The sequence below is a fragment of the Caulobacter sp. 602-2 genome (genome assembly GCF_011043625.1).
In the GTDB taxonomy this organism is placed as follows: Bacteria; Pseudomonadota; Alphaproteobacteria; order Caulobacterales; family Caulobacteraceae; genus Caulobacter.
The window spans coordinates 1-22,489 of the sequence record NZ_JAAKGT010000002.1; the positions used below are offsets into that span (position 1 = coordinate 1).

The window sequence follows — 22,489 nt, forward strand, 5'->3', positions numbered from 1 at the left end:
TTTCTGGGGGAGGTGGCCCGAAGGGCCGGAGGGGGTCCGCCCCGAACGGAGGAAACCGATGGCGCTGATCCTGCACGCCCACCCGCTCTCGTCGTTCTGCCACAAGGCGCTGACGGCGCTGTACGAACTCGGCCTGCCGTTCGAGCAGCGGATGGTCGACTTCGGCGATCCGGCCTCGGCGGCAGCGTTCCGCGCCCTATGGCCAATGGCTCGCATGCCGGTGCTGGAGGATACGGGCCGTGGCGCGATCGTGCCGGAAAGCTCGATCCTGATCGAATACCTTCAGATCCATCACCCGGGCGCCGTCTGCCTGATCCCGCAGGATCGCGACCTGGCGCTGGAGGTGCGGGCCAGGGACCGGTTCTTCGACCTGTCCGTGCAGGTCCCGATGCAGAAGATCGTCAACGATCGCATCCGGCCGGCGAACGCCAAGGATCCGCACGGCCTGGCCGAGGCGCGCGCCCACCTGGCGACCGCGCTCGACATCGTCGAACGCGACATGGAGGGCCGCACCTGGGCGGCCGGCGAGACGTTCTCGATGGCCGACTGCGCCGCGGCTCCCGCGATGTTCTATGCCGACAAGGTCATGCCGCTGGCGCCGCAGCGCCCCAACGCGGCGGCCTATCTCGAACGGCTGAAGGCCCGGCCCTCCTATGCGCGGACGCTGAAGGAGGCCGAGCCCTACATGCGCTTCTTCCCGACGGCTTAGGGTCTGGCCTCAACTGATCCGCCCCACGACCCAGCATTTCAACCATCTATGAGCTTGTCATCCCGGCCGTAGCGCAGCGAAGCGCCGGGATCTCCCACCGTTTTCGGATCTGCAGGCGTGGGAGATCCCGGCTCTACGGATCGCTGACGCGCTCCTTCGGCCGGGATGACAAGTCTCTTGGAGCTTTCAATCAGTACGGGCCCTAAACCGCGGCCTCCCAGGCCAGGAACTCCGGCGTCTCCAGCAGGCGCTCGCAATAGGCGCCGGCCGCGCCGGTGTCGCCATAGTCCGACAGGTGCACGCCATAGGTGCGGAAGCGGGTGGCGACTGGGGTGTAGAAGGCGTCGGCGATCGACCACTCGCCCAGCAGGAACGGCCCGCCCGAACGCTTCAGCAGCTGGTTCCAGCGCTCGGTGATCTTGCGCACGTCCTTCTGGGTGGCTTCCGACAGGTCGGCCTTCTTGATCAGGCCAAGATCCATCGGGCACTCGCCGCGCAACGACGAAAAGCCCGAATGCATCTCGGCCGCGGCCGAGCGGGCCAGGGCGCGAAGCTCTGGATCGGTCGGCCACAGCTTGGCCTCCGGGAACTTCTCGGCCAAGTATTCGCAGATCGCCAGCGAGTCCCAGACCACCAGGTCGCCGTCCTTGAGGGCCGGGGCCAGCTTGCTGGGCGAGTGCTTGGCGATGTCGGCCTCGGTGGCGTCGCCGCGCCGCAGCTCGATCTCGATCTCCTTGAAGGGCGCGCCGACGCGCTTGAGCACGAGCCAGGGCCGCAGCGACCAGGTCGACCACTTCTTGGTGCCGATGACGAGTTCCATGACGGTCTCCTGTTCGATGCAGACTGGCCTTCCGGCTTAACGCGCGTCTACAGTCGCCTCAACGATTAGAACAACCGTTCGAGGAGGAACGCCCATGGCGGAGACGGCAACCCCGTCGCCGGTGATCGCCCCCGTGTCGAGCGGCTATCGCCGCTACGCCCTCTGGGTGCTGCTGATCATCTACACGCTGAACTTTCTCGACCGGCAGGTGGTCAACATCCTGGCCGAGCCGATCAAGCGCGACCTGGGGCTGGCCGACTGGCAGCTGGGCATGATGACGGGCCTGGCGTTTGCGATCTTCTACACGGTGCTGGGCATCCCGATCGCGCGGCTGGCCGAGCGCAAGAACCGGCCGCGGATCATCGCCGCCTCGATCCTGGCCTGGAGCGCCTTCACCGTGCTGTGCGGCTTCGCCCAGAACGTCTGGCAACTGATCGCCGCCCGGATCGGCGTGGGCGTCGGCGAGGCCGGCTGCACGCCGCCGGCCCACTCGCTGATCACCGACTATGTGCCCAAGGAAAAGCGGGCCAGCGCCATCGCCTTCTACTCGATCGGCACGCCGCTGGGCACGCTGGCGGGCATGGCCATGGGCGGGCTGATCGCCGACGCCTACGGCTGGCGCGCGGCCTTCATGGTCGCCGGCGCGCCCGGCGTGCTGTTCGCCATCATCGCCGCCTTCACCCTGGTCGAGCCCCGCAAGCAGCTGGCGGCGGATCTGGCCGGCCGCGCCGCCCACCAGGTCAGCTTCGGCGCGGCCCTGGCGGTGCTGATGACCAAGAAGACCTTCTGGCTGGTGGCCTTCGCCGCCTCGATCAAGGCCTTCGTCGGCTATGGTCAGGCGCCGTTCATCGCCTCGTACTTCTTCCGCAACCACGGCGCGGACGTCGCCGCCCTGGCCGCGCAGTTGGGGCTGAAGTCGGCCGGGTTCCTGGGCTTGGCGCTGGGCCTGATCGGCGGCACGGCCGGCGTCATCGGCGCCTGGCTGGGCGGGCAGCTGGCCGACAAGCTGGGGGCCAAGGACCTGCGGGCCTACGTCACCGTGCCGGCGATCGCCTCGCTGGTCACCCTGCCGTTCTACATCGCCGCCGTCAGCCTCGACTCGGTGACCGCCGCCATCGGCATCCTCACCATCCCGATCCTCTTGGGCACGCTGTGGTACGGACCCGTCTACGCCACGGCCCAGAGCATCGTCGACCCGTCGATGCGGGCCACCGCCTCGGCCGTGCTGCTGTTCGTGATCAACCTGATCGGCCTGGGCCTTGGCCCCGTGGCCGTGGGCGCGCTGAGCGACATGTTCGCCGGACCGATGGGGCTTGGCGAAGCGCAGGGCGTACGCTGGGCGCTGATCGTCTCGACCATGTTCGGCCTGGTGGCGTTCGCGCTGTTCTGGGCGGCGCGCAAGACGATCCGCGAGGACATGGTGGGGTAGTCAGAGAACCTCTCCCTCTGGGGGAGGATCTCTTCAGCGGCCTTCGCGCGGGAAGCAGTAGGCGAAGGGGTACGGGTCGGCGGGAACGCCGATGTCCCAGCGCTCCAGCGCCTTCATCGAGCGGGCGTGGTTGAACTGGGCCAGCGAGACGATCTCGGCGTCCCGGGCGGGCGTTTCCTGACGGGTCTTGCGGGGGGCGGCTTGCATGAGAGACCTCCGACGCGACGGCCGTTCGAGCGACCTTGTATGACGCCACTAGGCGCTCTCTTTCCTGAACCTTCCCGCCCTCGGCCGTTATCTGCGGTTCATCCCCGCGCCGCAAAGCCGCCACCATTCCCAAGCTTCGAAAAGGGGGGTGGCGCTCTGCCTGACCTTGGGTCACAGTCGGCGCAAATAGAACAAACGTTTGAAGGGAGAGAGTCAGGATGGGCCAGGCGCGTGCGCCGGGCGGCGAGCCGCCGCTCTATTCGAAGGGCTACAAGGCCTCGGTGCTGGCGCTGCTGCTGGCGACCTACACCTTCAACTTCATCGACCGCACGATCATCGCCACCATCGGCCAGGCCATCAAGGTCGACCTGCACCTGACCGACACCCAGCTGGGCCTGCTGGGCGGCCTCTACTTCGCCCTGCTCTACACCATCCTCGGCATTCCGATCGCCCGCCTGGCCGAGCGCTGGAACCGGGTCAGCATCATCTCGATCTCGCTGGTCATCTGGTCGGGCTTCACCGCCCTGTGCGGCACCGCGGCCAGCTTCGCGCAGCTGGCGCTCTACCGCTTCGGGGTCGGGGTCGGCGAGGCCGGCTGCTCGCCGCCCAGCCACTCGCTGATCAGCGACTACTACGCGCCCAAGCAGCGCGCCTCGGCCCTGTCGATCTACAGCTTCGGCATTCCGCTGGGCACGATGTTCGGCGCCGTCGCGGGCGGGTGGCTGGCCCAGGAACTGTCCTGGCGGGCGGCCTTCGTCATCGTCGGCCTGCCCGGCATCCTCCTGGCCCTGCTGGTCAAGCTGGTGGTCAAGGAGCCGCCGCGCGGCCATTCCGACGTCGTCGAAACGCCGCTGGAGCCGGAGGCCGTCACCCCCGCCGAACCGGCCAAGCCGGCCTTCTCGCTGAAGAAGGAGTTCTCCGAACTCTGGGCCGTGACCAAAATCCTGTTCGGCAAGTGGCCGGTGCTGCACATGGTGCTGGGCGTGACCATCGCCTCGTTCGGCTCCTACGGCTCGGGCGCGTTCGTGCCGCCCTACTTCGTGCGCGCCTTCGGCCTGGGCCTGGCGCAGGTCGGCCTGATCGTGGGCCTGATCGGCGGCTTCTCGGCGGGCCTGGGCACGCTGGTCGGCGGCTTCCTCAGCGACTGGGCCGGCAAGCGCAGCGCCAAGTGGTACGCCCTGACCCCGGCCATCGGCCTCATTCTCTGCACGCCGATCTACATCATCGCCTACCTGCAGACCGAGTGGCAGATGACCGCCCTGATCCTGCTGATCCCGGGCGTCTTCCACTACGTCTACCTCGCCCCGACCTTCGGCGTGGTGCAGAACTCGGTCGAGCCGCGCCGCCGCGCCACCGCCACGGCCCTGCTGTTCTTCTTCCTCAACCTGATCGCCCTGGGCGGCGGGCCGGTGTTCACCGGCTGGCTGATCGACCACCTGGCCGGCTTCCACCTCAACCATCCAGACGCGAGCGGCATCTTCGGGGCCCTCGGCGGCATGTTCTCGCCCGGCCCGATCGACTTCGCGAGCGCCTGCCCCGGCGGGATCGCCCCCAAGGGCGCGCCGATCGAGGCGGCCAAGGCCTGCGGCGGCGCCATGGCCCGCGCCACCCAGCAGGGCATCATCGTCTCGCTGTGCTTCTACGCCTGGGCCGGGGTGCACTACGCCCTGGCGGCCATCGGCATGGTCAAGCACATGAAGGCGCGGGGGTGACACTCAAAACCCTCCCCCTGAAGGGGAGGTGTCGGCGAAGCCGGCGGAGGGGGATGTGACCGCGTCCATCAACGACGTCATCAAACGCGTCAGAACCTTCCCCCTCCGGCCGTTCGGGCCACCTCCCCCTTCGGGGGGGGGAGGATCCGGCGAAGCTAAGTAATAACCCGCTTCCCTTGACTCCGCGGCCCCGCGCGACGAAACCCCCGGCCCATGATCAGCCGCTACGCCCGCCCCGAAGCCGCCGCCATCTGGTCCAGCCAGACCAAGTACAAGATCTGGTTCGAGATCGAGGCCCATGCCGCAGACGCCATGGCCGAACTGGGGGTCATCCCCAAGCTCGCCGCGGAGACCATCTGGGAGAAGGGCCGCGACGCGGTCTGGGACAGCGACCGCATCGACGAGATCGAGCGCGTCACCAAGCACGACGTCATCGCCTTCCTGACCCACGTGTCGGAAATCGTCGGCCCCGAGGCCCGCTTCCTGCACCAGGGCATGACCTCGTCCGACGTGCTGGACACCTGCTTCGCCGTGCAGCTGTCGCGCGCCACCGACCTGCTGCTCGACGGTGTCGACCTGGTGCTGGCCGCCCTCAAGCGCCGCGCGCTGGAACACAAGTTCACCGTCTGCGTCGGCCGCAGCCACGGCATCCACGCCGAGCCGATCACCTTCGGCCTGAAGCTGGCCGGCTACTACGCCGAGTTCCAGCGCGCCAAGGAGCGCCTGGCGATGGCCAAGTTCGAGATCGCCACCTGCGCGATCTCGGGCGCCGTCGGCACCTTCGCCAATGTCGATCCGCGCGTCGAACAGCACGTGGCCGACAAGATGGGCCTGGCCGTCGAGCCGGTCTCGACCCAGGTCATCCCGCGCGACCGTCACGCCGCCTACTTCGCCGCCCTGGGCGTCGTGGCCTCGTCGATCGAGCGCCTGGCCACCGAGATCCGCCACCTGCAGCGCACCGAGGTGCTGGAAGCCGAAGAGCCGTTCGATCCGGGCCAGAAGGGCTCGTCGGCCATGCCGCACAAGCGCAACCCGATCCTGACCGAGAACCTGACGGGCCTGGCCCGCCTCGTCCGCTCGGCCGTGGTGCCGGCCATGGAGAACGTCGCCCTCTGGCACGAGCGCGACATCAGCCACTCGTCGGTCGAGCGCGGCATCGGCCCGGACGCCACCATCCACCTCGACTTCGCCCTGCGCCGCCTGGCCGGCGTCATCGAGCGCTTCAACATCTATCCCGACAACATGGCCAAGAACCTCGACAAGCTCGGGGGCCTGGTGTTCTCGCAGCGGGTCATGCTGGCCCTGACGCACAAGGACGTGTCGCGCGAAGACGCCTACGCCGCCGTGCAGGGCAACGCCATGAAGGTGTGGCGCGGCGAAGGCCGCTTCCTCGACTTCCTCAAGGCCGACCCGGTGGTCTCCAAGGCCCTCACCGACGCCGAGCTCGAGGAGCTGTTCGACCTCGGCTACCACACCAAGAACGTCGACGTGATCTTCAAGCGCGTCTTCGGCGAGCAGGCCTGAACGGCGTGAGCGAGCCGCCGATCCTTCGTCTCAATCCGGCGCTGGATCCGGCGGCCCTCGCGGCCGCCTACGCCCGGGACGGCATGGTCCGCATCCCGGCCATCTTCGAGCCGGCGGTGGCCGACATCCTGGCCCGGATGCTCGAAAAGGCCATCGACTGGGACGTCGTCTGCTCGACCGAGACCGGCAAGGCCGAGGTGCTCGATCGCGCGACGATCCAGAAACTGGGCGGGGCGGCCGTGGCCGAGAAGCTGAAGGCCGCCACCCTGCGGGCCCGCAGCGGGTTCGCCTATGTCTATCTCGGCTACCCGATGATCACCGCCTACCTGGCCGGGCGCGACAAGGGCCATCCGATCCACGACCTGACCGAGTTCCTCAACGGACCCGAGATGGTCGCCTTCGGCGCGCAGGTGATCGGCGTGCCTGGACTGACCAAGCTGGACGCCCAGGCCACGCTCTACCGGCCGGGCGACTTTCTCACCCGCCACGACGACACCGGCGACGGCGACCGCCGCGCGGCCTACACCATCAGCCTGACGCGCGAATGGCGAAGCGACTGGGGCGGCCAGCTGCTGTTCCACGACGACCTGGGCGACATCGAGCGCGGCTACGCGCCGGCCTTCAACACCATGACCATCTTCAAGGTGCCCAGGCAGCATTCGGTGGCCCCCGTCGCGCCCTATGCCGGCGCGCCGCGGCTGATGATCACCGGCTGGCTGAAGGACAGCCCGCCCGACGGCGCGCCGCGGGCCTGAGCGGCGCGGGCGAGATGACCGGCGAGGTCCACAAGCGCGGCTTTCCCCCCGTCGTCGATCCGGACGTGCGCCTGCTGGTGCTGGGCAGCCTGCCGGGCGACGCCTCGCTGGCGGCGGCGCAATACTACGGCCATCCCCGCAACGGCTTCTGGCGGCTGGTCGGCGCGGCGATCGAGCAAGACCTGCCGGCCCTGCCCTACGAGGCGCGCCTGGCCGCCCTGCTGGCGGCCGGCGTCGGGCTGTGGGACGTGCACGCCGAGGCCGTGCGCCCCGGCAGCCTGGACGCGGCCATCAAGGACGCCGCCGACAACGACCTTCTGGGCCTGATCGACAGCCTGCCGCGCCTGCGGGCAGTGGCGTTCAACGGCGGCGCGGCGGCCAAGGCCGGCGCGCGCCTGCTGGCGGGACGACCCGACCTGGCGCTCGTTCCCCTGCCCTCGTCGAGCCCCGCCCATGCGGCCATGGGGTTCGAGGCCAAGCGCGAAGCCTGGCTGACGCTGCGGGCGTACCTCTAGCCTCAGCCCGCGGGCTTGACCGGAACCTTCGAGACCTTGGTCTGCAGGTAGTCGAACTGGCCCTCGCCAACCCAGGCCTCGTCGACCGACAGCACGGCGTTGAACCGGGCGGTCTGGCCGCCGTGCGGGAACTCACCCGCCAGCGCCACCCGCAGGCCGAAGGGCGCGTCGCCGGTCGGCGAAACCTCGCCCGACACCTCGAACCGATGCTTGCCGCCGATCACCGCCTGGTTGATCTCGGCCACGCCGTTGGCGCGGTCGGCGGCGAACTGCAGGTCCAGCCGCACGATCGGCGCGCCGGGCATGCCCAGCTTGCCGACCACCAGTTGGACGGCCGATGCGTCCGCGCCGCACATTTCGCTGCCGTCGGCCATGCCTGAACTCCCCCGAGCGCCGAGCGGTCGCCCCCTGCGCCGCTTCGATCGTCTTGGCCGAGTTAAAGCACACGCCGCCGGCTTCGCCGTGCGATTTCACACAACGCCGATCAATGAGAACGGCAAAGGTCCGGCCGGCGCCCGGCCGGACCTCGCTCTACGTCGCCGAAGGGGTCAGACCCGCTTGACCGGCACGTTGTCGATATGGGTGTTCAGGTAGTCGAAGCCGCCGTGGCCGTTCCAGGTCTTGTCGACCACCAGCCCGGCGCGGAAGTTCGCCAGGAAAGAGCCGATGGCGGGCGGCGGCACGCTGTAGACGAACTGGCCTTGCAGGGCGACCAGCAGCTGATCCTGGCCCAGGCCCGTGTGGTAGATGTGGCCCGAGACCGGGAAGCGATGATTGCCGCCCTGCACGGCCTGGGTGATCTCGGCGATGCCGCTGACATTGCCCGAGGGCGCGTCGACGGTCAGGGCCAGGTTGACGATCGGAGCGCCGGGCGTGCCGACGTCGCCGACCACGACCTTGACCAGGTAGAGGCCGACCGGGCCGATCTCGGCCGATTGGGAATGCAGGTTGCCGACGTCGTCAGCCATGTTTGCGTCCTCCGGGTTATCGGAGCGGTCGCTTGTTCGCCGCCCCGTTGTCGACGATGCGCCTCACGGGCGAATTCGCCGCCCGATAAAGCCTGAGGACGATTGCAGTTTTTTGACAACCTAAAGGTGCGCAAATTCACAGATGCGCGATAGCGACCAAAGAAAAAGGCCCGGCCGGTGCGAAACAGGCCGGGCCTTTTCGTTCGCCTTTCGGCAAGCGGCTTACTCGCCGGCGCGAACCTGTTCGCGGGCGAAGGCCAGCAGCTCGGCCATCTTCATGCGGACCTCGCCTTCCGAGGCCGCAACGCCCGAGCCCTTCAGGTCTTCGAAGACCTTGCGGAACACGTCTTCGTCGCCGGGCTGCTCGAAGTCCGACTTGACGACGGCGCGGGCGTATTCCTCGACCGTGGCCAGGCCCATCAGGCCGGCGGCCCATTCGCCCAGCAGGCGGTTGCGGCGCGCGGTGGCCTTGAACTCCAGCTCCTGGTCGTTCGCGAACTTGCGTTCGAAAGCCTGCTCGCGGTCGTCGAAGGTCGTCATGAAAGCCCCAAGTTTCCCGAAACGCTTCCCGCCGAAGGGTGCAACCCAGGGCGGTAGTACGGCGCTCCAGTGTAAGAGAGTAGTTCGGTTTCGTCCCCTGCGAACATGGTATGTCCGCGAGACGAAGTGTTCTTGTGGCGGCTCCATATCCCGCCCAGCGGCGGGGGGCAATCGCCCGCGACGCCGCAGGGCGAAGGTTTACCACGATGGCAGCCCGCGTTTGCGGAAAAGGCTGCGTTCGGGTAGGTTCCGCCGGACATTTTTCAGTGAGCGGCCTTGAGTCGAACGCCGCGCGCAGCTATCCGCCGCGCGCGCTTTTCGTTTTCTCGGGAGTCATCCGGGCAAGGACGGCGCGCTTATTCGCAGGAAGGGCCTCGACGAGAGCCATGACCCGTCGCAAGAAGATCTACGAAGGCAAGGCCAAGATCCTGTACGAGGGCCCCGAGCCCGGCACCCTGATCCAGTACTTCAAGGACGACGCCACCGCGTTCAACGCGCAGAAGAAGGCCGTCCTGGAAGGCAAGGGCGTGATCAACAACCGCATCAGCGAGTACATCATGACTCGCCTGAACGCGATCGGCGTGCAGAACCACTTCATCCGCCGCCTGAACCTGCGCGAGCAGCTGATCAAGGAAGTCGAGATCGTTCCGCTGGAAGTCGTCGTGCGCAACATCGCCGCCGGCTCGATCGCCACGCGCCTGGGCCTGACTGAAGGCCAGCCGCTGCCGCGCTCGATCATCGAGTTCTACTACAAGGACGACAAGCTCGGCGACCCGATGGTCTCCGAAGAGCACATCACCGCGTTCAACTGGGCCGCCACCCAGGAGATCGACGACATGATGGCCATGGCCCTGCGCGTGAACGACTACCTGTCGGGCCTGTTCGGCGGCGTCGGCATCACGCTGGTGGACTTCAAGATCGAGTTCGGCCGCGTCTACGAAGGCGACTTCTCGCGGATCATCCTGGCCGACGAGATCAGCCCCGACAGCTGCCGCCTGTGGGATTCGGCGACCAACGAGAAGCTGGACAAGGACCGCTTCCGCCGCGACCTCGGCAACGTCATCGAGAGCTACACCGAAGTGGCCCGCCGCCTCGGCATCATGAAGGAAATGCCCACCGTCATCCAAGGCGGCGTGCACTAAGGTCAGTCAGGACGCCTCCCTGGCGGGAGGCGTCGCGGCGCTTTGCGTCGCTGGGGAGATTTTGCGTTGAAAGCCACCGTCCACGTGTTCCTGAAGCCCGGCGTGCTCGACGTCCAGGGCAAGGCCGTCGAGAACGCCCTGCACGGCCTGGGCTGGCCGTCGGTCAAGGACGCCCGCGTCGGCCGGGTCATCGAGTTCGACCTCGACGCCGCCGACGCCGAGGCCGCCAAGGCCGAGGTCAAGGCCATGTGCGACAAGCTGCTGGCCAACACGGTCATCGAAAGCTACCGCATCGATATCGCCTGAGGCGGGTCGTGGGAGAGGCCAGCCTCCATCCCACCCGCCAGCGGATGCTCGACGTCTTCGGCGTCGAGCGCCTGCACGACTTCCGGGGGCCGGCCTGGACGCGGATCGAACTGATCCCCGACGCCACGGCCCCCGACCGTCTTCCCCAGCCCTTCACCGCCTCCGCCCGCCTCCTGCGCGAGCTCGACACCGCCCGCGCGGTCGTCGCCGCCATGTTCGGCCGATCCGAGCGCGTGACCCTGGAGCTGGGCTGGAGCTCCCACGAAAAGCCGCCGTTCAAGCGCCTGTCGCACCTGGGCTTCGACCTGCCGCGCGATCCGGCCTGGCGCCTGCGCCCCGATCCGCAGGACGCGCCCGACTGGTGGTGGAACCTCGCCTATGTCGAGACGCCCGCCGCCGCCGACGCCCTGGCCCCCTTCCTGCTGGCCGCGGTCGGCGGCTTCCAGAAGCGCGGCCTGATCAACCTGTCGGTCGGGATCGTCGACTTCGAGACGGGCCTGGCCCTTGAGTTCTACGACGCCAAGGGCATGACCCCCATGGCCGTCACGCCCGAGCGCCTGGCGCCGGTCTACTGGCGGTTCCGCGACTGGGTGCGCGACGTCGAGATCGAGCGCTGCGACGCCCTGCTGGCGCCCTGGCGGGACGCCGCGCCCCGCCTGACCGTGGTCTGAGCCGGCTCGCCAGAAATCGCCCGCCGGTTGTGCGCCCGCGCACATTGCAGAACGACGTTACGCGATATTGACGACCAAGCTCCAGCGTGAGCTACTTTTCAGGTTGCATTCCAAGCAAACACTCTGAAAGCGCGCACGGATGTGCCCAGACCCCGCCCGCCCGGAGCCCTGCTCGGCCACGCCGCTGCGGGCGACCCTGCCGCAGCTGATCGGCTGCGGGCTGGGCCTGGCCCTGGGTCTGGCGGTCGACTGGGCCAATGGCGCGGGCGCGATGCTCGCGGGTCTCTGCACGCGCTCGGGCGGCTATGGGCCGGCCTTCATGGCGATCTGCGAGCTGGGACATCTGGGCATGGTCGTCGGGGCGCTGGCGGGTTGCTGCGCCAGCCTGGCCCGACAGGCGCCGTGGCGAGCCGAGGCCCCGGCGCGCGACCGCGTCCTGCTGGCCTCGGGACTGGCGCTGGGCGGCATGCTGCTGGCGATGGCGGGCCTGAGCGCCCTCCCTGCCTGGGGCGGCGAAAGCCTGGGCGCGACGCTCGCGGCGATGCTGGCGGCCATGGTCGCGGGACACGGGCTGGGCCTGCTGGCGCACGGATGGATTTCTAGCGGCGCCGCGCGCGCGCGACACGGGGGACGGGCGTGATGCGTGTGGAGATCGACATCGAGGGCGAGCTGCCCGACGGCCGGGTGTTCCTGACCTGGGCCCCCGTCAAGGCGACCGCGCGGGTGATCGACGGCGGCGCGGGCGGCGACGTGGACGTCCTGCTCGAGAACGGCGGCTCGGCCGGCGGCGGCAAGGTGGTGTTCGACACCAAGCGCCGCCACGACGGCGATCCGAGCCTTCGCCTGCGCCTGCCGCGCAACGGAACGCCCGTCGCGTTCTGGGTGGCCGGCGAGTTCGGCGAACCCAGCAAGAGCTACGGCGACGCCGGCATCAAGGCCAGCGTCGGCGGCGCGGTCGTCGGCACGACGCCGCTGATGGTGCGCATCCGCAAGGACGCTCAGACCCTGACCGAGGCCGAACGCGACCGCTTCCTGGTGGCGCTGGCCCGGCTGAACGACGCCGGCGCGGGCCCCTTCCGGGCGTTCCGCGACATGCACACCAACCTCTCCAGCCGCGAGGCCCACGGCGGCCCCGGCTTCCTGTCCTGGCACCGCTCGTACCTGCTGGACCTCGAGCGCGAACTGCAGGCCATCGACCCGAGCGTGGCCCTGCCCTACTGGCGCTTCGACAAGCCCGCGCCCAACATCTTCGACTCGCACTTCCTGAGCATGCCGGCGGCCTCGCCGACGGCCGGCGACCTGGTGCGATTTCCGCCCGGCCATCCGCTGGAGCACTGGTCGACCGACAGCTTCACCGGCGTGATGCGGCGGCCCAACTTCGACGTCAGCGCCGCCCCGCCGTCGCGCCGCGCCGGCCGCGCCTACGTGCTGACCGAGCGCGAGACCCTCGACCTGGGGGTCACCTTCCGCCAGCTGCGGGCGATGGAAAGCGCCCCGCACGGGCCGGCCCACGTCAGCTTCTCGGGCTTCATCAGCTCGATCCCAACCGCGGCGAAAGACCCGCTGTTCTTCCTGCTGCACGGCAATGTCGACCGGCTGTGGGCCAAGTGGCAGTGGGCCAACCGGCGCTTCGACACGGCCGATCCGGACGCCTTCCAGGCCGGCGGCCCGCTCGGCCACCGGCTGCCCGACACCATGTGGCCCTGGAACGGCGTCACCGGCGGCGAGCGCCCGCCCACGGCGCCGGGCGGGCCGCTGAAGGACTCGCCCGTGACCCGGCAGCCCGGCCCCAAGCCCACCGTGGGCGTCATGCTCGACTACCTCGGCGTCAGGAGCGGCCTGGACCAGGGCTTCGCCTATGACGACGTCCCCTTCGAAGCCGCCTGACGCGGGAGCCAGACGATGAAGGCCAGTGACTATCGCCGGCAGTACGAGGCCCAGCTCGCCGCCTCGTCCTCGTTCACCGACGGCCTGCGCGCCGCCGCCGCGCCCGAGATCGACGCCGAGGACGACATCCCTTCCCTGCTGGCCATCGCCGCCGACAAGACCGCCTCGGAGGACGATCGCCAGGCAGCGCTGGAGCAGGTGCACGCCGCCACCTTCCTTGGCCAGGCGTTCGACGGCCATCGCGCCGAGTATCTGGCGGCGCTGCGCAAGCTGATCACCGACGACGCGCCGGCCCTGCGGCGCCTGGCGCTGGAATGGCTGAGCGCGGTCAAGGACGACGTCGCCCAGAAGGCCCTGGCCGAGGGCCTGAAGAACCCGGCCAAGGCGCTGGTCTCGGCGGCCAACGCGCTGGAGTTCCTCAGCCTCGACGAGCACAGCGCCGTGACCCCGCTGGCCCGGCTGGTGCTGGAGCGCGACAAGGACCTGGAGACCAGGGTCGCGGCCCTGCGCACCCTGACCGCCGACCCGAACGCGGCCGACCTGTTCGAGCGCTTCATGCGCGACAAGGACGAGTTCAAGGAAGTGCGCCAGATCAGCGCCGTCGGCCTGCAGAAGCTGAACGAGAACCTGTTCCAGAAGGTGGCCCAGCAGATCGCCGTCGACGACCACGACTTCGACGACATCAGGGCCACCGCCCTGAACGGCCTGGCGCGCAGCCCGATCGCCGAGCAGTTGCTGAGCAATCCGGCCGTGCGGGCCTCGGCCAAGGCGATCGGCGAGAAGCTGTCCTCGAACGCCTTCTCGGCCCTGCTCTCGCGCATCAGGCCCGGGTCGGACGCCTGAGATGCCCGCCGGGGCCACGATCGACGCCACGGCGCCGGCCGACGAACGGCAGGCGGCCATCGACCTAGCCCTCGCCGGCCCGGACGCGTCGGCGGCCCTGACCCGGCTGCTGGCCGAGGACGGACCGCTCTATCGCGACCTGGGCGCGTCGGAGGCCGAACGCCTGCGCGGACGGGTGCTGGCGGGCTTCGCGGTCGCCGGCCTGCCGCCGGCCGCCCTGCCCCAGGTGCTGGCCGAGCTGGAGACGGGGCTGAACCCCCAGGTGGTGGCCGGAGCCGCCCTGGCGCTGGCGGGAACCACCTCGCCGCCGATCGAGGCTCTGGACCTGCTAGCGGCCGCCGCCCTGCGCATCCGGCCGGTCGACGACCTGACGGCGCTGGGCGCGGGTCCGCCCGCCAGCGCGGCCGCGCAGGTCGTGCGCGCCATGGCCGGCTACGGTCCGCCGGCCGCCTCGCGACTGCGGGTTCTGCGGGCCGAAGGCGGCTGGTCGGCGGCGGTGACCACCGCTCTCTCCGAAGCCATCGCCACGGCCGAAGCCGCCGCGCCGAAAGGCTGCTGCGGCGGACGGTCCGGCGCCGTCCCCGCCGCACCCGCCGTCACGCCCGGAGCCGTCGACGACGTGCAGATCCAGGACCAGACGGGCGCGGTGATGCGCTTTGGCGACCTGTTCGCCGGCCGGCCGGCGGCCATCGCCTTCTTCTACACGCGGTGCATGAACCCGCAGAAATGCTCGCTGACCATCTCGCGCCTGGCGACCGTGAAGGCGCGGCTGAGGGCGGCGGGACTGGACGAGCAGGCCAGCGTGGCGGCCTTCACCTACGACCCCGCCTATGACACCCCGCGCCATCTGGAGACCTACGGCCGCGACCGCGACTTCCCGTTCGACGCCCGCTGCCGGCTGCTGCGCACCACCGGACCACTGGAACCGCTGCAGGCCCATTTCGAGCTCGGCGTCGGCTTTGGCCCGGCCACGGTCAACCAGCACCGCATCGACCTGGCCGTGATCGACGCTGCGGGCCGCATCGCGCTCAGCCACGCCCACCGGCTGTGGGACGACGGCGAGGTGTTCGAGACGCTGGCCGGGCTGATCCGCGCCTGACCCCTCTTTCGAGGCGCCCCTTTCGGAACCACCGGGCGGCGCCTACCTCCAGGACAAGCACAACCGGGAGGACGTCATGGCGGCATTCGAGCTGGCCCAGGTCAATATCGGCCGGCTGAAGGCGCCGATCGACCATCCGTCGATCAAGGACTTCGCCGACAACCTCGACCGCATCAACCTGCTGGCCGAGGGCTCGCCCGGGTTCGTGTGGCGGCTGAAGGGCGACGGCGGCAACGCCACCGACCTGCCCATCGGCGGCGACCCGCTGCTGATCCCCAACCTGTCGACCTGGACCGACATCCCGTCGCTGGGCGCCTATGTCTATCGCTCGGCCCATGTCGTGATCATGCGCCGCCGCCGCGAATGGTTCGAGCCGGCCGAGGGGCCGCACATGGCCCTGTGGTGGGTTCCCGCCGGCCATCGCCCCACCGTCGAGGAGGCGATGGAGAAGCTGGCCCTGCTGGCCGCCCACGGCCCGACGCCCGCAGCCTTCACCTTCCGCCAGCCCTTCCCGGCCCCGGCCGGCGAGGCGGTCGGGCCCGTGCTGGACGAATGCGCGTGAGTTTCAGCGCCTGCGCCGCTGACATCCGCTTCGAACGGTGCTACAGGCCCGCGCCATGAAAGCCGCCGTCGTCGTCTTCCCCGGTTCCAACTGCGATCGTGACTGCAAGGTCGCCGTCGAACGCTCCACCGGCGCCCGCGTCGAAATGGTCTGGCACCAGGAGACGGCCCTGCCGGACGACCTGGACCTGATCGTCCTGCCCGGCGGCTTCTCCTACGGCGACTACCTGCGCTGCGGCGCCATGGCCGCCCAGAGCCCGGTGATGAAGGAAGTCGTCACCGCAGCCAACCGCGGCGTGGCCGTCGTGGGGATCTGCAACGGCTTCCAGGTGCTGACGGAAGTCGGCCTGCTGCCCGGCGCCCTGCTGCGCAACGCCAAGCTGAAGTACATCTGCAAGCCGGTCGAGCTGGACATCGTCAACGCCCAGACCCGCTTCACCGCCGCCTTCGGCGAGCAGCGCGACGCGGTCATGACCGTGGGCAACGGCGAGGGCAACTTCTTCGCCGACGAAGAGACGCTGAACCGCATCGAAGGCGAAGGCCAGGTCGTGTTCCGCTACAAGGACAATCCCAACGGCTCGGCCCGCGACATCGCCGGCATCGTCAACGCCGGCGGCAACGTCCTGGGCCTGATGCCCCACCCTGACCGTTCGTTCGACGCCGACCTCGGCTCGGAAGACGGCGCGATCCTGTTCCGCAGCGTCTTCCAGAGCGCCTGACGTCAGGCCGCGGGCGGGATCAGCTTCCAGCCCGCGCCGTCGCGCACCACGCGCGCAATCCTCCAGTCGGACGGCTTGCGCTCGGGCGCGTCCGCCAGCTTGGCCAGCGCAGTCGGCAGGACCTTCACCTCCAAGGTACTGTCGTCGGCCCAGCGCGGGTCGCAGGCCGACGGCGCATCGAGCTCGACCAGCTTGAAGGCGCCGTCCCGGTAGTCGGCGATCTGCAGGCCGTTCAAGCCCTCGCCGCCCACGTCGTCCCCCGCCGCGGCGAACGCGCGCCCGCTCGGCGAGCTCAGGGGCGCTCCCGCCAGTACGACCTCGCGGCCACCCGCATCGACCAGCGTCCAGGCCTCGCTCTCCCCTCGAGCGCCATGCACGACATCGATCGGCGCGTCGGCGACCCGTCCAAGATAGCGATAGGCGCCGGACATGTCGTTGTGCTCCTCCCGCGTGCGATCGACGAACCGAACGCCCGAGACGGTCAGCACCTCGCCCTCGCGGCGTACACGCCCTCGGGTGGACAGCACGGCCGGCGCCTCGGCGCGGTTCTTGGCCGCCATGTCCTCCCTCTGCATCGCCAGGAAAACCGCCGGATCGTACGGGACGTCAGCGTAGCGCCCGGGCGGCGAAGGCGCCGCAGGGGTCCCGTGGCACAGGGAGCGCTTTTGCCCGACCTTGAAGACCTCGCCCGTGAACGGAACTTCCGGCGCGGCCTCGACGACGCCGCCTGAAGGCGAGGCGGCCGCCTTGGGGTCGGTCTCGCGCCCGCAACCGACGGCCACCGCCGCCACCAGCACCATGACGCCCGCGTATTTCCAGCCCATCGCCCCCCCTTCAGGTTGAGACGAAGGAACCACGCGCGCGATCGACGCTCAAGCTGAATGCGCCCACGAAAAAGGGCCGGCGGAGCGACGCCGGCCCTTCCTCCGATGGAGCGCTGCTAACGCTGCCTAAGATCAGCGGTCGCGATCGCGCTCCGGCTGCTTTTCCTGGCCGCCCGGGTTGCGGCCCTGCTCGTTCTGGCGCTGCTGCTGTTGCTGGCCCGGCGCCTGTCGCTGCGGGTTCTGCTGTTGCTGCTGCGGATTGCGGGTTTGTTCGCCCATGGGCCTTACTCCTCTTCGTTCCGCGCGCTGCGATGCGCACGGGAAGAAGAACGGGCGCGAGACTCGCCCCGTTCCCCCGGCGTAGCTGCCTTAGTTCCTGCTTAGCTTCTGTTTTCGCGAGAGTTTTCGCGCCAGGCGTCAGATCGCCGGACGGATGTCGGTATGGGCGAAGTCGTCGCCCTTGAAGAGCAGCGGCGCATTCAGCGACTTGGCGAGGGCATAGGAGAAGCTGTCGCAGATATTCAAGCGCGCCGGATGCCGCCCTTTTCCGAATTGCTTCATGGCCTCGGTCGCCAGCCGCCACTGCGCCTCGTCGACTGGAACGACCTTCAGGCGATAGGTCTGGATAAACTCCTCGAGGACTTCGAGAGGAGCCATACCAACCTGCTTGCTGAGCAGAACCGCCGAACATTCGGTCAAGGTCGCCGTCGAAACCACTGCACCTCCAGCCGTGGCCAGGACTCGAGAAAATCGCTCCCGCTCAGGCTCGCCGGCCAGGATTGCGTAGATCGCCGACGTATCGACGACCATCAGCGCGGAAGCCCGCACTCATCGTACATCTCGGCTTCGATCTCTTCGCGGGTCAGATCGTTGCGCGGCATGGCGTCGAGCTTGGCGAAGAAGGCTGCGATCTCGCGCTGGCGCTCAGCGGTAATCTCGGGCTCCGCCCCCAGCGCCTTCAGCGTATCGGCCAGGGCGTTATGGATCGCGTCGGTCAGGCTGACGCCCGTGGCTTCGGCCACCTGGCGGGCCAGGGCCTCGGTCTCGGCGCGCTTGATGCTGATGCCCATTTCTAGAACCACCTTCAGCTTTCTAGAATATAGCGGAATCCCCGCAGCCGCGCTAGAAGGCGCGCCCATGAGCGCACCGACCAACGCCCCCGCCAAGTCCCCCGCCAAGACGATGGCCGATACGGCCGCCGAGTTCGGCCTGAAGCCCGAGGAATACGCGGTCGTCCTCGACCGTCTGGGCCGCGAGCCCAACCTCGTCGAGCTGGGCGTGTTTTCGGTGATGTGGTCCGAGCACTGCTCGTACAAGTCGTCCAAGAACCAGCTGAAGAAGTTCCCGATCAGCGGCCCGCGCGTGATCTGCGGTCCGGGCGAGAACGCTGGCGTCATCGACATCGACGACGGCGACGCGATCATCTTCAAGATGGAAAGCCACAACCACCCCTCGTACATCGAGCCCTACCAGGGCGCGGCGACGGGCGTGGGCGGCATCATGCGCGACGTCTTCACCATGGGCGCGCGTCCCATCGCCCTGCTGAACGCCCTGCGCTTCGGCGAGCCCGCTCACCCCAAGACCAAGCGCCTGGTGGACGGCGTGGTCGCCGGCATCGCCGGCTACGGCAACTGCGTGGGCGTGCCCACGGTGGCCGGCGAGACCAACTTCCACAAGGGCTACAACGGCAACATCCTGGTCAACGCCATGTGCGTGGGCCTGGCCAAGGCCGACAGCATCTTCTACTCGGCCGCTCCGGGCCCGGGCCTGGCGGTCGTCTATTTCGGCTCCAAGACCGGCCGCGACGGCATCCACGGCGCGACCATGTCGTCGGCCGAGTTCTCGGAGGACAGCGAAGAGAAGCGCCCGACCGTGCAGGTCGGCGACCCCTTCGCCGAAAAGCTGCTGATCGAGGCCACCCTGGAGCTGATGGCCACCGGCGCCGTCGCCGCCATCCAGGACATGGGCGCTGCTGGTCTTACGTCGTCGTCGGTCGAGATGGCCGGCAAGGGCGGCGTCGGCATCGAGCTGAACATGGACATGGTCCCGCAGCGCGAGACCGGCATGTCGGCCTACGAGATGATGCTGTCGGAAAGCCAGGAGCGCATGCTGGCGGTCCTCAAGCCCGGCCGCGAGCAGGACGGCCACGCCATCTTCGAGAAGTGGGGCCTGGACGCCGCCGTCATCGGCTACACCACCGACACCGGCCGCCTGGTGCTCAAGCACCACGGCGAGACCGTCTGCGACGTGCCGCTGGCCCCGCTGTTCGACGACGCGCCGCTCTATGACCGTCCCTGGACGGAACCGAAGGTCGACGCCCGCCTCGACCCGGCCAAGGTGGCCGCGCCGCAGAACTGGGAAGAGGCCGTGCTCAAGGTCCTGGGCTGCCCCGACATGGCCTCCAAGCGCTGGCTGTGGGAGCAGTACGATCGTCACGTGATGGCCGACACCCTGGAAGACAGCGCCACCGGCTGCGACGCCGGCATCGTGCGCATCCACGGCACCGGCAAGGCCGTGGCCGTGACCAGCGACTGCACCCCGCGCTATGTCCAGGCCGACCCGTACGAAGGCGGCAAGCAGGCCGTGGCCGAAGCCTGGCGCAACCTGACGGCCGCGGGCTCGCTGCCCATCGCCATCACCGACAACCTCAACTTCGGCAGCCCCGAGAAGCCCGAGACCATGGGCCAGATCGTGCGCGCCACCGACGGCATGGCAGAGGCCTGCCGCGTGCTCGACTTCCCGGTCGTGAGCGGCAATGTCAGCCTCTACAACGAGACCAACGGCGTCGCCATTCCGCCGACCCCGACCGTCGGCGCCGTGGGCCTGCTGGCCGACTACGACCTGCGCACGGGCTTCGGCAACGTGGCCGAGGGCGACACCCTGGTGCTGATCGGCGAGACGCACGGCGAACTGGGCGCCTCGATCTATCTGCGCGAGATCCTGGGCCGCGAGGACGGCGCCCCGCCGCCGGTCGACCTGGCGGTCGAGAAGAAGAACGGCGACTTCGTCCGCGGCCTGATCGGCTCGGGCCTGGTGGCCGGCGTGCATGACCTGTCGGACGGCGGCCTGCTGGTCGCCGCGGCCGACATCGCGCTGGCCAGCAAGGTAGGCGTCACCCTGAACGCCACCAGCCACGCCCACGCCCACCCCTACCTGTTCGGCGAGGACCAGGCCCGCTACCTGGTGGCGACGCCCGATCCGGACGCCTTGCTGGAAGCGGCCAAGGAAGCCGGCGTGCACGCCAATCTCGCGGGCGTGGCCGGCGGCGAGGCCTTCGCCTCGACCGACCTGTTCTCGATCCCGCTGGCCAAGCTGCGCGAGGCGAACGAAGCCTGGCTGCCGGCGTTCATGGGCTGATCGCCGAGAGCGGCGAGAGTATCGAGAAGAGAGTGTTCCTGATGCGCCTGCCGCTGATCGTCGCCGCCCTGCTGACCCTGGCCGCCTGCGCCCCGACGGCTCCTCCGCCGGCGGGGCCCGCCCAGACCGCCTCGGCCGGCGACTCCGCCGAGGCCTGCGCCGCGCGCGGCGGCCAGATCGAGATGGTCGGCCGCCGCGGCCTGCCCACCTGCGTCGTGCCCTATGCCGACGCCGGCAAGGCCTGCACCGACAACGCCCAGTGCCAGGGCGGCTGCATCGTCGAGGGCAACCTCGAACCTAACGACGCCCCGGTGACCGGCCAGTGCAAGCGTTCTAACGTGCAGTTCGGCTGCTACGCCAAGGTGGTCAACGGCAAGGCGGTCGGCGCGATCTGCGTCGACTGACTAGATCGCCCCGTAGGTCACCGAGAAGCCGCCGTCGGCCGCCTGCAAGACGGTGGCCTTGGCCCGCTCGCGGCCGGTGAAGTCGATGACCGCCCCGGCCCTGGCCGACAGGTCCAGCACCTTGCCGCGCACGTAGCGCCCTTCGATCAGGTGGAACACCGGCCGCGGCCGGATCTGATAGGTGACCTGCGGCCGGGCCGCGAACACCGCCGCCGGCACGGGCTCGTTGCTGTCGATCTGCTTGGTCATGCCCAGCACCACCCCGTCGCCGTTGGGAAAGTCGGCCTTGGTGCGGATCGCGAAGTGGCCGGGCTCGGCCGCGCCGGAGGTCAGCTCCTCGGCGAAGCCCCGGCTGCCGCCCTGATCGTCCATGTGGGTGATGGTGACGAGGTCGCGGGCCAGCGGGTTCACCGGCACCGCGAACAGCCCCTTGATCACCCGGTCGACCTGCACGACGGCGGGAAAGTCGACCAGGGCCTGGACCGCCTCGCTGAAGGTGGTGGTGCGGGGCGCGCCCGGCTCGACATAGTCGAACGCCGCGCAGACCGCGGGCAAAGCCGCAACCGGCGCGCCGTCCTGGGTGACGTCCGGCGGCGCAGGCAGCAGCCCATAGCTGCGAACCGCATCGCCGCCGTTCACGATCTCGATCGTCCAGACCGCCATGCCCCCTCCGCCGGCTCAGTTCGCGCCGTAGACGACGGCGAAGACCCCGTCGGCCCTGGCCGTGATCGTCGCCTTCAGGTCGTCGACGTCGAAGTCGATATCGACCAGCGACGGCGGATGCAGCGCCAGCGCCTCGCCGCGCAGCGGGCGTCCCTGCGCCAGGTGGAAGCGGCGCGACGGCTTGATCACGAACACGCCGCCGGGCTTGGGCGCGAAACCGGCGATCGGATACGGCAGGTCGCTGTCGCCGAACTTGCCCAGCCCGACCGTCGATGGCGGCGGGAAACCCTCCCTCACCAGCGGATCGGACGTGTGCAGCGAGACCGTGCCGTACTCCGACTGCCCATGCTCGACGGGTCCGAAGATGCCGCTGTTGAAGTCGGTGAGCAGGCTGACGCTGTCGCGCGCCCGGGCGTCGACCGGAACATTGGCGCTTTCCACCAGCACCACGCCCGGCGCGGGCTTGGCGCCGTTCAGGTCGACATAGATGGAGATGCTCTCGCTGAACGTCGAGCGTCGCCGCTCGCCGGGCTGCACGCCCGGATAGGTGATCCAGGCGCAGGGATGCACCGCGACCGCCTGGCCGGCGAAGCGCACCTCCGGCGGCTGGCTGAAGACGAAGAAGTCCTGCGCAGCCGCGGTTTCGTTGACCACCTCGATCGTCCAGATCGCCATCTTTCGCCCCTGCCCGCGGCGCGACCTCGCGCCGAAACAAACACAATCTATGCAAGAAACAATTATTTCCGCAATTGAAGATGGTTCGCCGCGACGCCCCCGGCGCGTTCGGGTCGAAAATGTCATGCGGGCGTCAGCCTGGCGACCGGAGCCCTCTGC

28 protein-coding genes are annotated in these 22,489 nt (G+C 69.3%); 17 read left to right on the top strand and 11 right to left on the bottom strand.

Annotated features, from left to right (window positions below; genetic code table 11):
• Positions 1 to 58: 58 nt before the first annotated feature.
• Entirely contained in the window at positions 59 to 709 is a 651-nt protein-coding gene (locus G5B46_RS04500) for a glutathione S-transferase family protein (RefSeq protein ID WP_165256538.1), read from the top strand.
• Positions 710 to 911: 202 nt separating this feature from the next.
• Here G5B46_RS04500 and G5B46_RS04505 read toward each other — a convergent pair whose 3' ends face one another.
• Positions 912 to 1,529: a glutathione S-transferase family protein gene (locus G5B46_RS04505; RefSeq protein WP_165256540.1), complete on the bottom strand. Its 618-nt coding sequence runs from the start codon at positions 1,527 to 1,529 to the stop codon at positions 912 to 914.
• Positions 1,530 to 1,623: 94 nt separating this feature from the next.
• On the opposite strand from G5B46_RS04505, the gene G5B46_RS04510 reads away from it, so the two are divergent.
• Positions 1,624 to 2,958, top strand: coding sequence for an MFS transporter (locus G5B46_RS04510; RefSeq protein ID WP_165256542.1), 1,335 nt, complete (start codon positions 1,624 to 1,626; stop codon positions 2,956 to 2,958).
• A gap of 33 nt (positions 2,959 to 2,991) precedes the next feature.
• On the opposite strand, the gene G5B46_RS04515 is transcribed toward G5B46_RS04510, so the two are convergent.
• A complete protein-coding gene (locus G5B46_RS04515; RefSeq protein WP_165256544.1) occupies positions 2,992 to 3,165 on the bottom strand; it encodes a hypothetical protein in 174 nt (57 codons plus the stop codon).
• Positions 3,166 to 3,383: 218 nt separating this feature from the next.
• On the opposite strand from G5B46_RS04515, the gene G5B46_RS04520 reads away from it, so the two are divergent.
• The 4 genes from G5B46_RS04520 to G5B46_RS04535 all read left to right on the top strand — a co-directional run bounded on the left by G5B46_RS04520 (position 3,384) and on the right by G5B46_RS04535 (position 7,671).
• Positions 3,384 to 4,877 (top strand): MFS transporter, encoded by a 1,494-nt coding sequence (locus tag G5B46_RS04520; protein ID WP_165256546.1) that lies wholly within the window; start codon positions 3,384 to 3,386, stop codon positions 4,875 to 4,877.
• A gap of 213 nt (positions 4,878 to 5,090) precedes the next feature.
• Positions 5,091 to 6,401: an adenylosuccinate lyase gene (gene purB, locus G5B46_RS04525; RefSeq protein ID WP_165256548.1), complete on the top strand. Its 1,311-nt coding sequence runs from the start codon at positions 5,091 to 5,093 to the stop codon at positions 6,399 to 6,401.
• Positions 6,402 to 6,406: 5 nt separating this feature from the next.
• Positions 6,407 to 7,156, top strand: coding sequence for a 2OG-Fe(II) oxygenase family protein (locus G5B46_RS04530; protein ID WP_165256550.1), 750 nt, complete (start codon positions 6,407 to 6,409; stop codon positions 7,154 to 7,156).
• A 14-nt stretch (positions 7,157 to 7,170) separates the two neighbouring features.
• Positions 7,171 to 7,671 carry a DNA-deoxyinosine glycosylase gene (locus G5B46_RS04535; RefSeq protein WP_165256552.1) on the top strand — a complete coding sequence of 167 codons (501 nt, stop codon included), beginning with the start codon at positions 7,171 to 7,173 and terminating at the stop codon, positions 7,669 to 7,671.
• 2 nt (positions 7,672 to 7,673) lie between these two features.
• On the opposite strand, the gene G5B46_RS04540 is transcribed toward G5B46_RS04535, so the two are convergent.
• The 3 genes from G5B46_RS04540 to G5B46_RS04550 all read right to left on the bottom strand — a co-directional run bounded on the left by G5B46_RS04540 (position 7,674) and on the right by G5B46_RS04550 (position 9,179).
• Positions 7,674 to 8,045 carry a DUF1842 domain-containing protein gene (locus tag G5B46_RS04540; protein WP_165256554.1) on the bottom strand — a complete coding sequence of 124 codons (372 nt, stop codon included), beginning with the start codon at positions 8,043 to 8,045 and terminating at the stop codon, positions 7,674 to 7,676.
• A 174-nt stretch (positions 8,046 to 8,219) separates the two neighbouring features.
• Entirely contained in the window at positions 8,220 to 8,639 is a 420-nt protein-coding gene (locus G5B46_RS04545) for a DUF1842 domain-containing protein (RefSeq protein WP_165256556.1), read from the bottom strand.
• Positions 8,640 to 8,861: 222 nt separating this feature from the next.
• Complete coding sequence (locus tag G5B46_RS04550) at positions 8,862 to 9,179, bottom strand: DUF1476 domain-containing protein (protein WP_165256558.1); 318 nt, start codon at positions 9,177 to 9,179, stop codon at positions 8,862 to 8,864.
• Between the two features lie 386 nt (positions 9,180 to 9,565).
• Here G5B46_RS04550 and purC point away from each other — a divergent pair, with 386 nt between their 5' ends.
• The 9 genes from purC to purQ all read left to right on the top strand — a co-directional run bounded on the left by purC (position 9,566) and on the right by purQ (position 16,407).
• Positions 9,566 to 10,321, top strand: coding sequence for a phosphoribosylaminoimidazolesuccinocarboxamide synthase (purC, locus tag G5B46_RS04555; RefSeq protein ID WP_101712523.1), 756 nt, complete (start codon positions 9,566 to 9,568; stop codon positions 10,319 to 10,321).
• A gap of 66 nt (positions 10,322 to 10,387) precedes the next feature.
• Positions 10,388 to 10,627, top strand: coding sequence for a phosphoribosylformylglycinamidine synthase subunit PurS (gene purS / locus G5B46_RS04560; protein ID WP_165256560.1), 240 nt, complete (start codon positions 10,388 to 10,390; stop codon positions 10,625 to 10,627).
• 8 nt (positions 10,628 to 10,635) lie between these two features.
• On the top strand, positions 10,636 to 11,298 hold the full coding sequence (locus tag G5B46_RS04565; RefSeq protein WP_165256562.1) for a hypothetical protein: 663 nt from the start codon (positions 10,636 to 10,638) through the stop codon (positions 11,296 to 11,298).
• Positions 11,299 to 11,437: 139 nt separating this feature from the next.
• On the top strand, positions 11,438 to 11,938 hold the full coding sequence (locus G5B46_RS04570; RefSeq protein ID WP_165256564.1) for a hypothetical protein: 501 nt from the start codon (positions 11,438 to 11,440) through the stop codon (positions 11,936 to 11,938).
• The gene (locus G5B46_RS04575) at positions 11,938 to 13,185 is read left to right on the top strand and encodes a tyrosinase family protein (RefSeq protein ID WP_205691494.1); all 1,248 of its coding nucleotides are present in this window, start codon (positions 11,938 to 11,940) and stop codon (positions 13,183 to 13,185) included. The genes G5B46_RS04570 and G5B46_RS04575 overlap by 1 nt, the downstream gene beginning before the upstream one ends.
• A 15-nt stretch (positions 13,186 to 13,200) precedes the next feature.
• On the top strand, positions 13,201 to 14,028 hold the full coding sequence (locus G5B46_RS04580; RefSeq protein ID WP_165256566.1) for a hypothetical protein: 828 nt from the start codon (positions 13,201 to 13,203) through the stop codon (positions 14,026 to 14,028).
• 1 nt (position 14,029) lies between these two features.
• Positions 14,030 to 15,127: an SCO family protein gene (locus tag G5B46_RS04585; RefSeq protein WP_165256568.1), complete on the top strand. Its 1,098-nt coding sequence runs from the start codon at positions 14,030 to 14,032 to the stop codon at positions 15,125 to 15,127.
• Positions 15,128 to 15,203: 76 nt separating this feature from the next.
• Positions 15,204 to 15,689, top strand: a complete 486-nt coding sequence (locus G5B46_RS04590) for a DUF3291 domain-containing protein (RefSeq protein WP_165256570.1) — start codon at positions 15,204 to 15,206, stop codon at positions 15,687 to 15,689.
• A 55-nt stretch (positions 15,690 to 15,744) separates the two neighbouring features.
• On the top strand, positions 15,745 to 16,407 hold the full coding sequence (purQ, locus tag G5B46_RS04595; protein ID WP_165256572.1) for a phosphoribosylformylglycinamidine synthase subunit PurQ: 663 nt from the start codon (positions 15,745 to 15,747) through the stop codon (positions 16,405 to 16,407).
• Between the two features lie 2 nt (positions 16,408 to 16,409).
• On the opposite strand, the gene G5B46_RS04600 is transcribed toward purQ, so the two are convergent.
• The 4 genes from G5B46_RS04600 to G5B46_RS04615 all read right to left on the bottom strand — a co-directional run bounded on the left by G5B46_RS04600 (position 16,410) and on the right by G5B46_RS04615 (position 18,301).
• Positions 16,410 to 17,231, bottom strand: coding sequence for a hypothetical protein (locus G5B46_RS04600; protein WP_165256574.1), 822 nt, complete (start codon positions 17,229 to 17,231; stop codon positions 16,410 to 16,412).
• A gap of 132 nt (positions 17,232 to 17,363) precedes the next feature.
• Positions 17,364 to 17,510: a hypothetical protein gene (locus tag G5B46_RS04605; protein ID WP_165256576.1), complete on the bottom strand. Its 147-nt coding sequence runs from the start codon at positions 17,508 to 17,510 to the stop codon at positions 17,364 to 17,366.
• Positions 17,511 to 17,648: 138 nt separating this feature from the next.
• Positions 17,649 to 18,041: a type II toxin-antitoxin system VapC family toxin gene (locus G5B46_RS04610; RefSeq protein WP_165256578.1), complete on the bottom strand. Its 393-nt coding sequence runs from the start codon at positions 18,039 to 18,041 to the stop codon at positions 17,649 to 17,651.
• Positions 18,041 to 18,301, bottom strand: coding sequence for a type II toxin-antitoxin system VapB family antitoxin (locus tag G5B46_RS04615; protein WP_165256580.1), 261 nt, complete (start codon positions 18,299 to 18,301; stop codon positions 18,041 to 18,043). Before G5B46_RS04615 ends, G5B46_RS04610 begins: the two co-directional genes overlap by 1 nt.
• Before the next feature lie 67 nt (positions 18,302 to 18,368).
• On the opposite strand from G5B46_RS04615, the gene purL reads away from it, so the two are divergent.
• Both purL and G5B46_RS04625 read left to right on the top strand, forming a co-directional pair.
• A complete protein-coding gene (gene purL / locus G5B46_RS04620) occupies positions 18,369 to 20,588 on the top strand; it encodes a phosphoribosylformylglycinamidine synthase subunit PurL (RefSeq protein WP_165256582.1) in 2,220 nt (739 codons plus the stop codon).
• Positions 20,589 to 20,629: 41 nt separating this feature from the next.
• A complete protein-coding gene (locus tag G5B46_RS04625) occupies positions 20,630 to 20,992 on the top strand; it encodes a hypothetical protein (RefSeq protein WP_165256584.1) in 363 nt (120 codons plus the stop codon).
• Here G5B46_RS04625 and G5B46_RS04630 read toward each other — a convergent pair whose 3' ends face one another.
• On the bottom strand, positions 20,993 to 21,655 hold the full coding sequence (locus G5B46_RS04630; protein ID WP_165256586.1) for a hypothetical protein: 663 nt from the start codon (positions 21,653 to 21,655) through the stop codon (positions 20,993 to 20,995).
• Between the two features lie 15 nt (positions 21,656 to 21,670).
• Positions 21,671 to 22,330, bottom strand: a complete 660-nt coding sequence (locus G5B46_RS04635) for a hypothetical protein (RefSeq protein WP_165256588.1) — start codon at positions 22,328 to 22,330, stop codon at positions 21,671 to 21,673.
• Positions 22,331 to 22,489 lie beyond the last annotated feature (159 nt).

Coding starts and splice junctions, on each gene's coding strand:
- G5B46_RS04500 (WP_165256538.1), top strand. CDS start 59: ATGGCGCTGATCCTGCACGCCCACCCGCTCTCGTCGTTCTGCCACAAG.
- G5B46_RS04505 (WP_165256540.1), bottom strand. CDS start 1,529: ATGGAACTCGTCATCGGCACCAAGAAGTGGTCGACCTGGTCGCTGCGG.
- G5B46_RS04510 (WP_165256542.1), top strand. CDS start 1,624: ATGGCGGAGACGGCAACCCCGTCGCCGGTGATCGCCCCCGTGTCGAGC.
- G5B46_RS04515 (WP_165256544.1), bottom strand. CDS start 3,165: ATGCAAGCCGCCCCCCGCAAGACCCGTCAGGAAACGCCCGCCCGGGAC.
- G5B46_RS04520 (WP_165256546.1), top strand. CDS start 3,384: ATGGGCCAGGCGCGTGCGCCGGGCGGCGAGCCGCCGCTCTATTCGAAG.
- purB (WP_165256548.1), top strand. CDS start 5,091: ATGATCAGCCGCTACGCCCGCCCCGAAGCCGCCGCCATCTGGTCCAGC.
- G5B46_RS04535 (WP_165256552.1), top strand. CDS start 7,171: ATGACCGGCGAGGTCCACAAGCGCGGCTTTCCCCCCGTCGTCGATCCG.
- G5B46_RS04540 (WP_165256554.1), bottom strand. CDS start 8,045: ATGGCCGACGGCAGCGAAATGTGCGGCGCGGACGCATCGGCCGTCCAA.
- G5B46_RS04545 (WP_165256556.1), bottom strand. CDS start 8,639: ATGGCTGACGACGTCGGCAACCTGCATTCCCAATCGGCCGAGATCGGC.
- G5B46_RS04550 (WP_165256558.1), bottom strand. CDS start 9,179: ATGACGACCTTCGACGACCGCGAGCAGGCTTTCGAACGCAAGTTCGCG.
- purC (WP_101712523.1), top strand. CDS start 9,566: ATGACCCGTCGCAAGAAGATCTACGAAGGCAAGGCCAAGATCCTGTAC.
- G5B46_RS04570 (WP_165256564.1), top strand. CDS start 11,438: ATGTGCCCAGACCCCGCCCGCCCGGAGCCCTGCTCGGCCACGCCGCTG.
- G5B46_RS04575 (WP_205691494.1), top strand. CDS start 11,938: ATGCGTGTGGAGATCGACATCGAGGGCGAGCTGCCCGACGGCCGGGTG.
- G5B46_RS04580 (WP_165256566.1), top strand. CDS start 13,201: ATGAAGGCCAGTGACTATCGCCGGCAGTACGAGGCCCAGCTCGCCGCC.
- G5B46_RS04585 (WP_165256568.1), top strand. CDS start 14,030: ATGCCCGCCGGGGCCACGATCGACGCCACGGCGCCGGCCGACGAACGG.
- G5B46_RS04590 (WP_165256570.1), top strand. CDS start 15,204: ATGGCGGCATTCGAGCTGGCCCAGGTCAATATCGGCCGGCTGAAGGCG.
- purQ (WP_165256572.1), top strand. CDS start 15,745: ATGAAAGCCGCCGTCGTCGTCTTCCCCGGTTCCAACTGCGATCGTGAC.
- G5B46_RS04600 (WP_165256574.1), bottom strand. CDS start 17,231: ATGGGCTGGAAATACGCGGGCGTCATGGTGCTGGTGGCGGCGGTGGCC.
- G5B46_RS04605 (WP_165256576.1), bottom strand. CDS start 17,510: ATGGGCGAACAAACCCGCAATCCGCAGCAGCAACAGCAGAACCCGCAG.
- G5B46_RS04610 (WP_165256578.1), bottom strand. CDS start 18,041: ATGGTCGTCGATACGTCGGCGATCTACGCAATCCTGGCCGGCGAGCCT.
- G5B46_RS04615 (WP_165256580.1), bottom strand. CDS start 18,301: ATGGGCATCAGCATCAAGCGCGCCGAGACCGAGGCCCTGGCCCGCCAG.
- purL (WP_165256582.1), top strand. CDS start 18,369: ATGAGCGCACCGACCAACGCCCCCGCCAAGTCCCCCGCCAAGACGATG.
- G5B46_RS04625 (WP_165256584.1), top strand. CDS start 20,630: ATGCGCCTGCCGCTGATCGTCGCCGCCCTGCTGACCCTGGCCGCCTGC.
- G5B46_RS04630 (WP_165256586.1), bottom strand. CDS start 21,655: ATGGCGGTCTGGACGATCGAGATCGTGAACGGCGGCGATGCGGTTCGC.
- G5B46_RS04635 (WP_165256588.1), bottom strand. CDS start 22,330: ATGGCGATCTGGACGATCGAGGTGGTCAACGAAACCGCGGCTGCGCAG.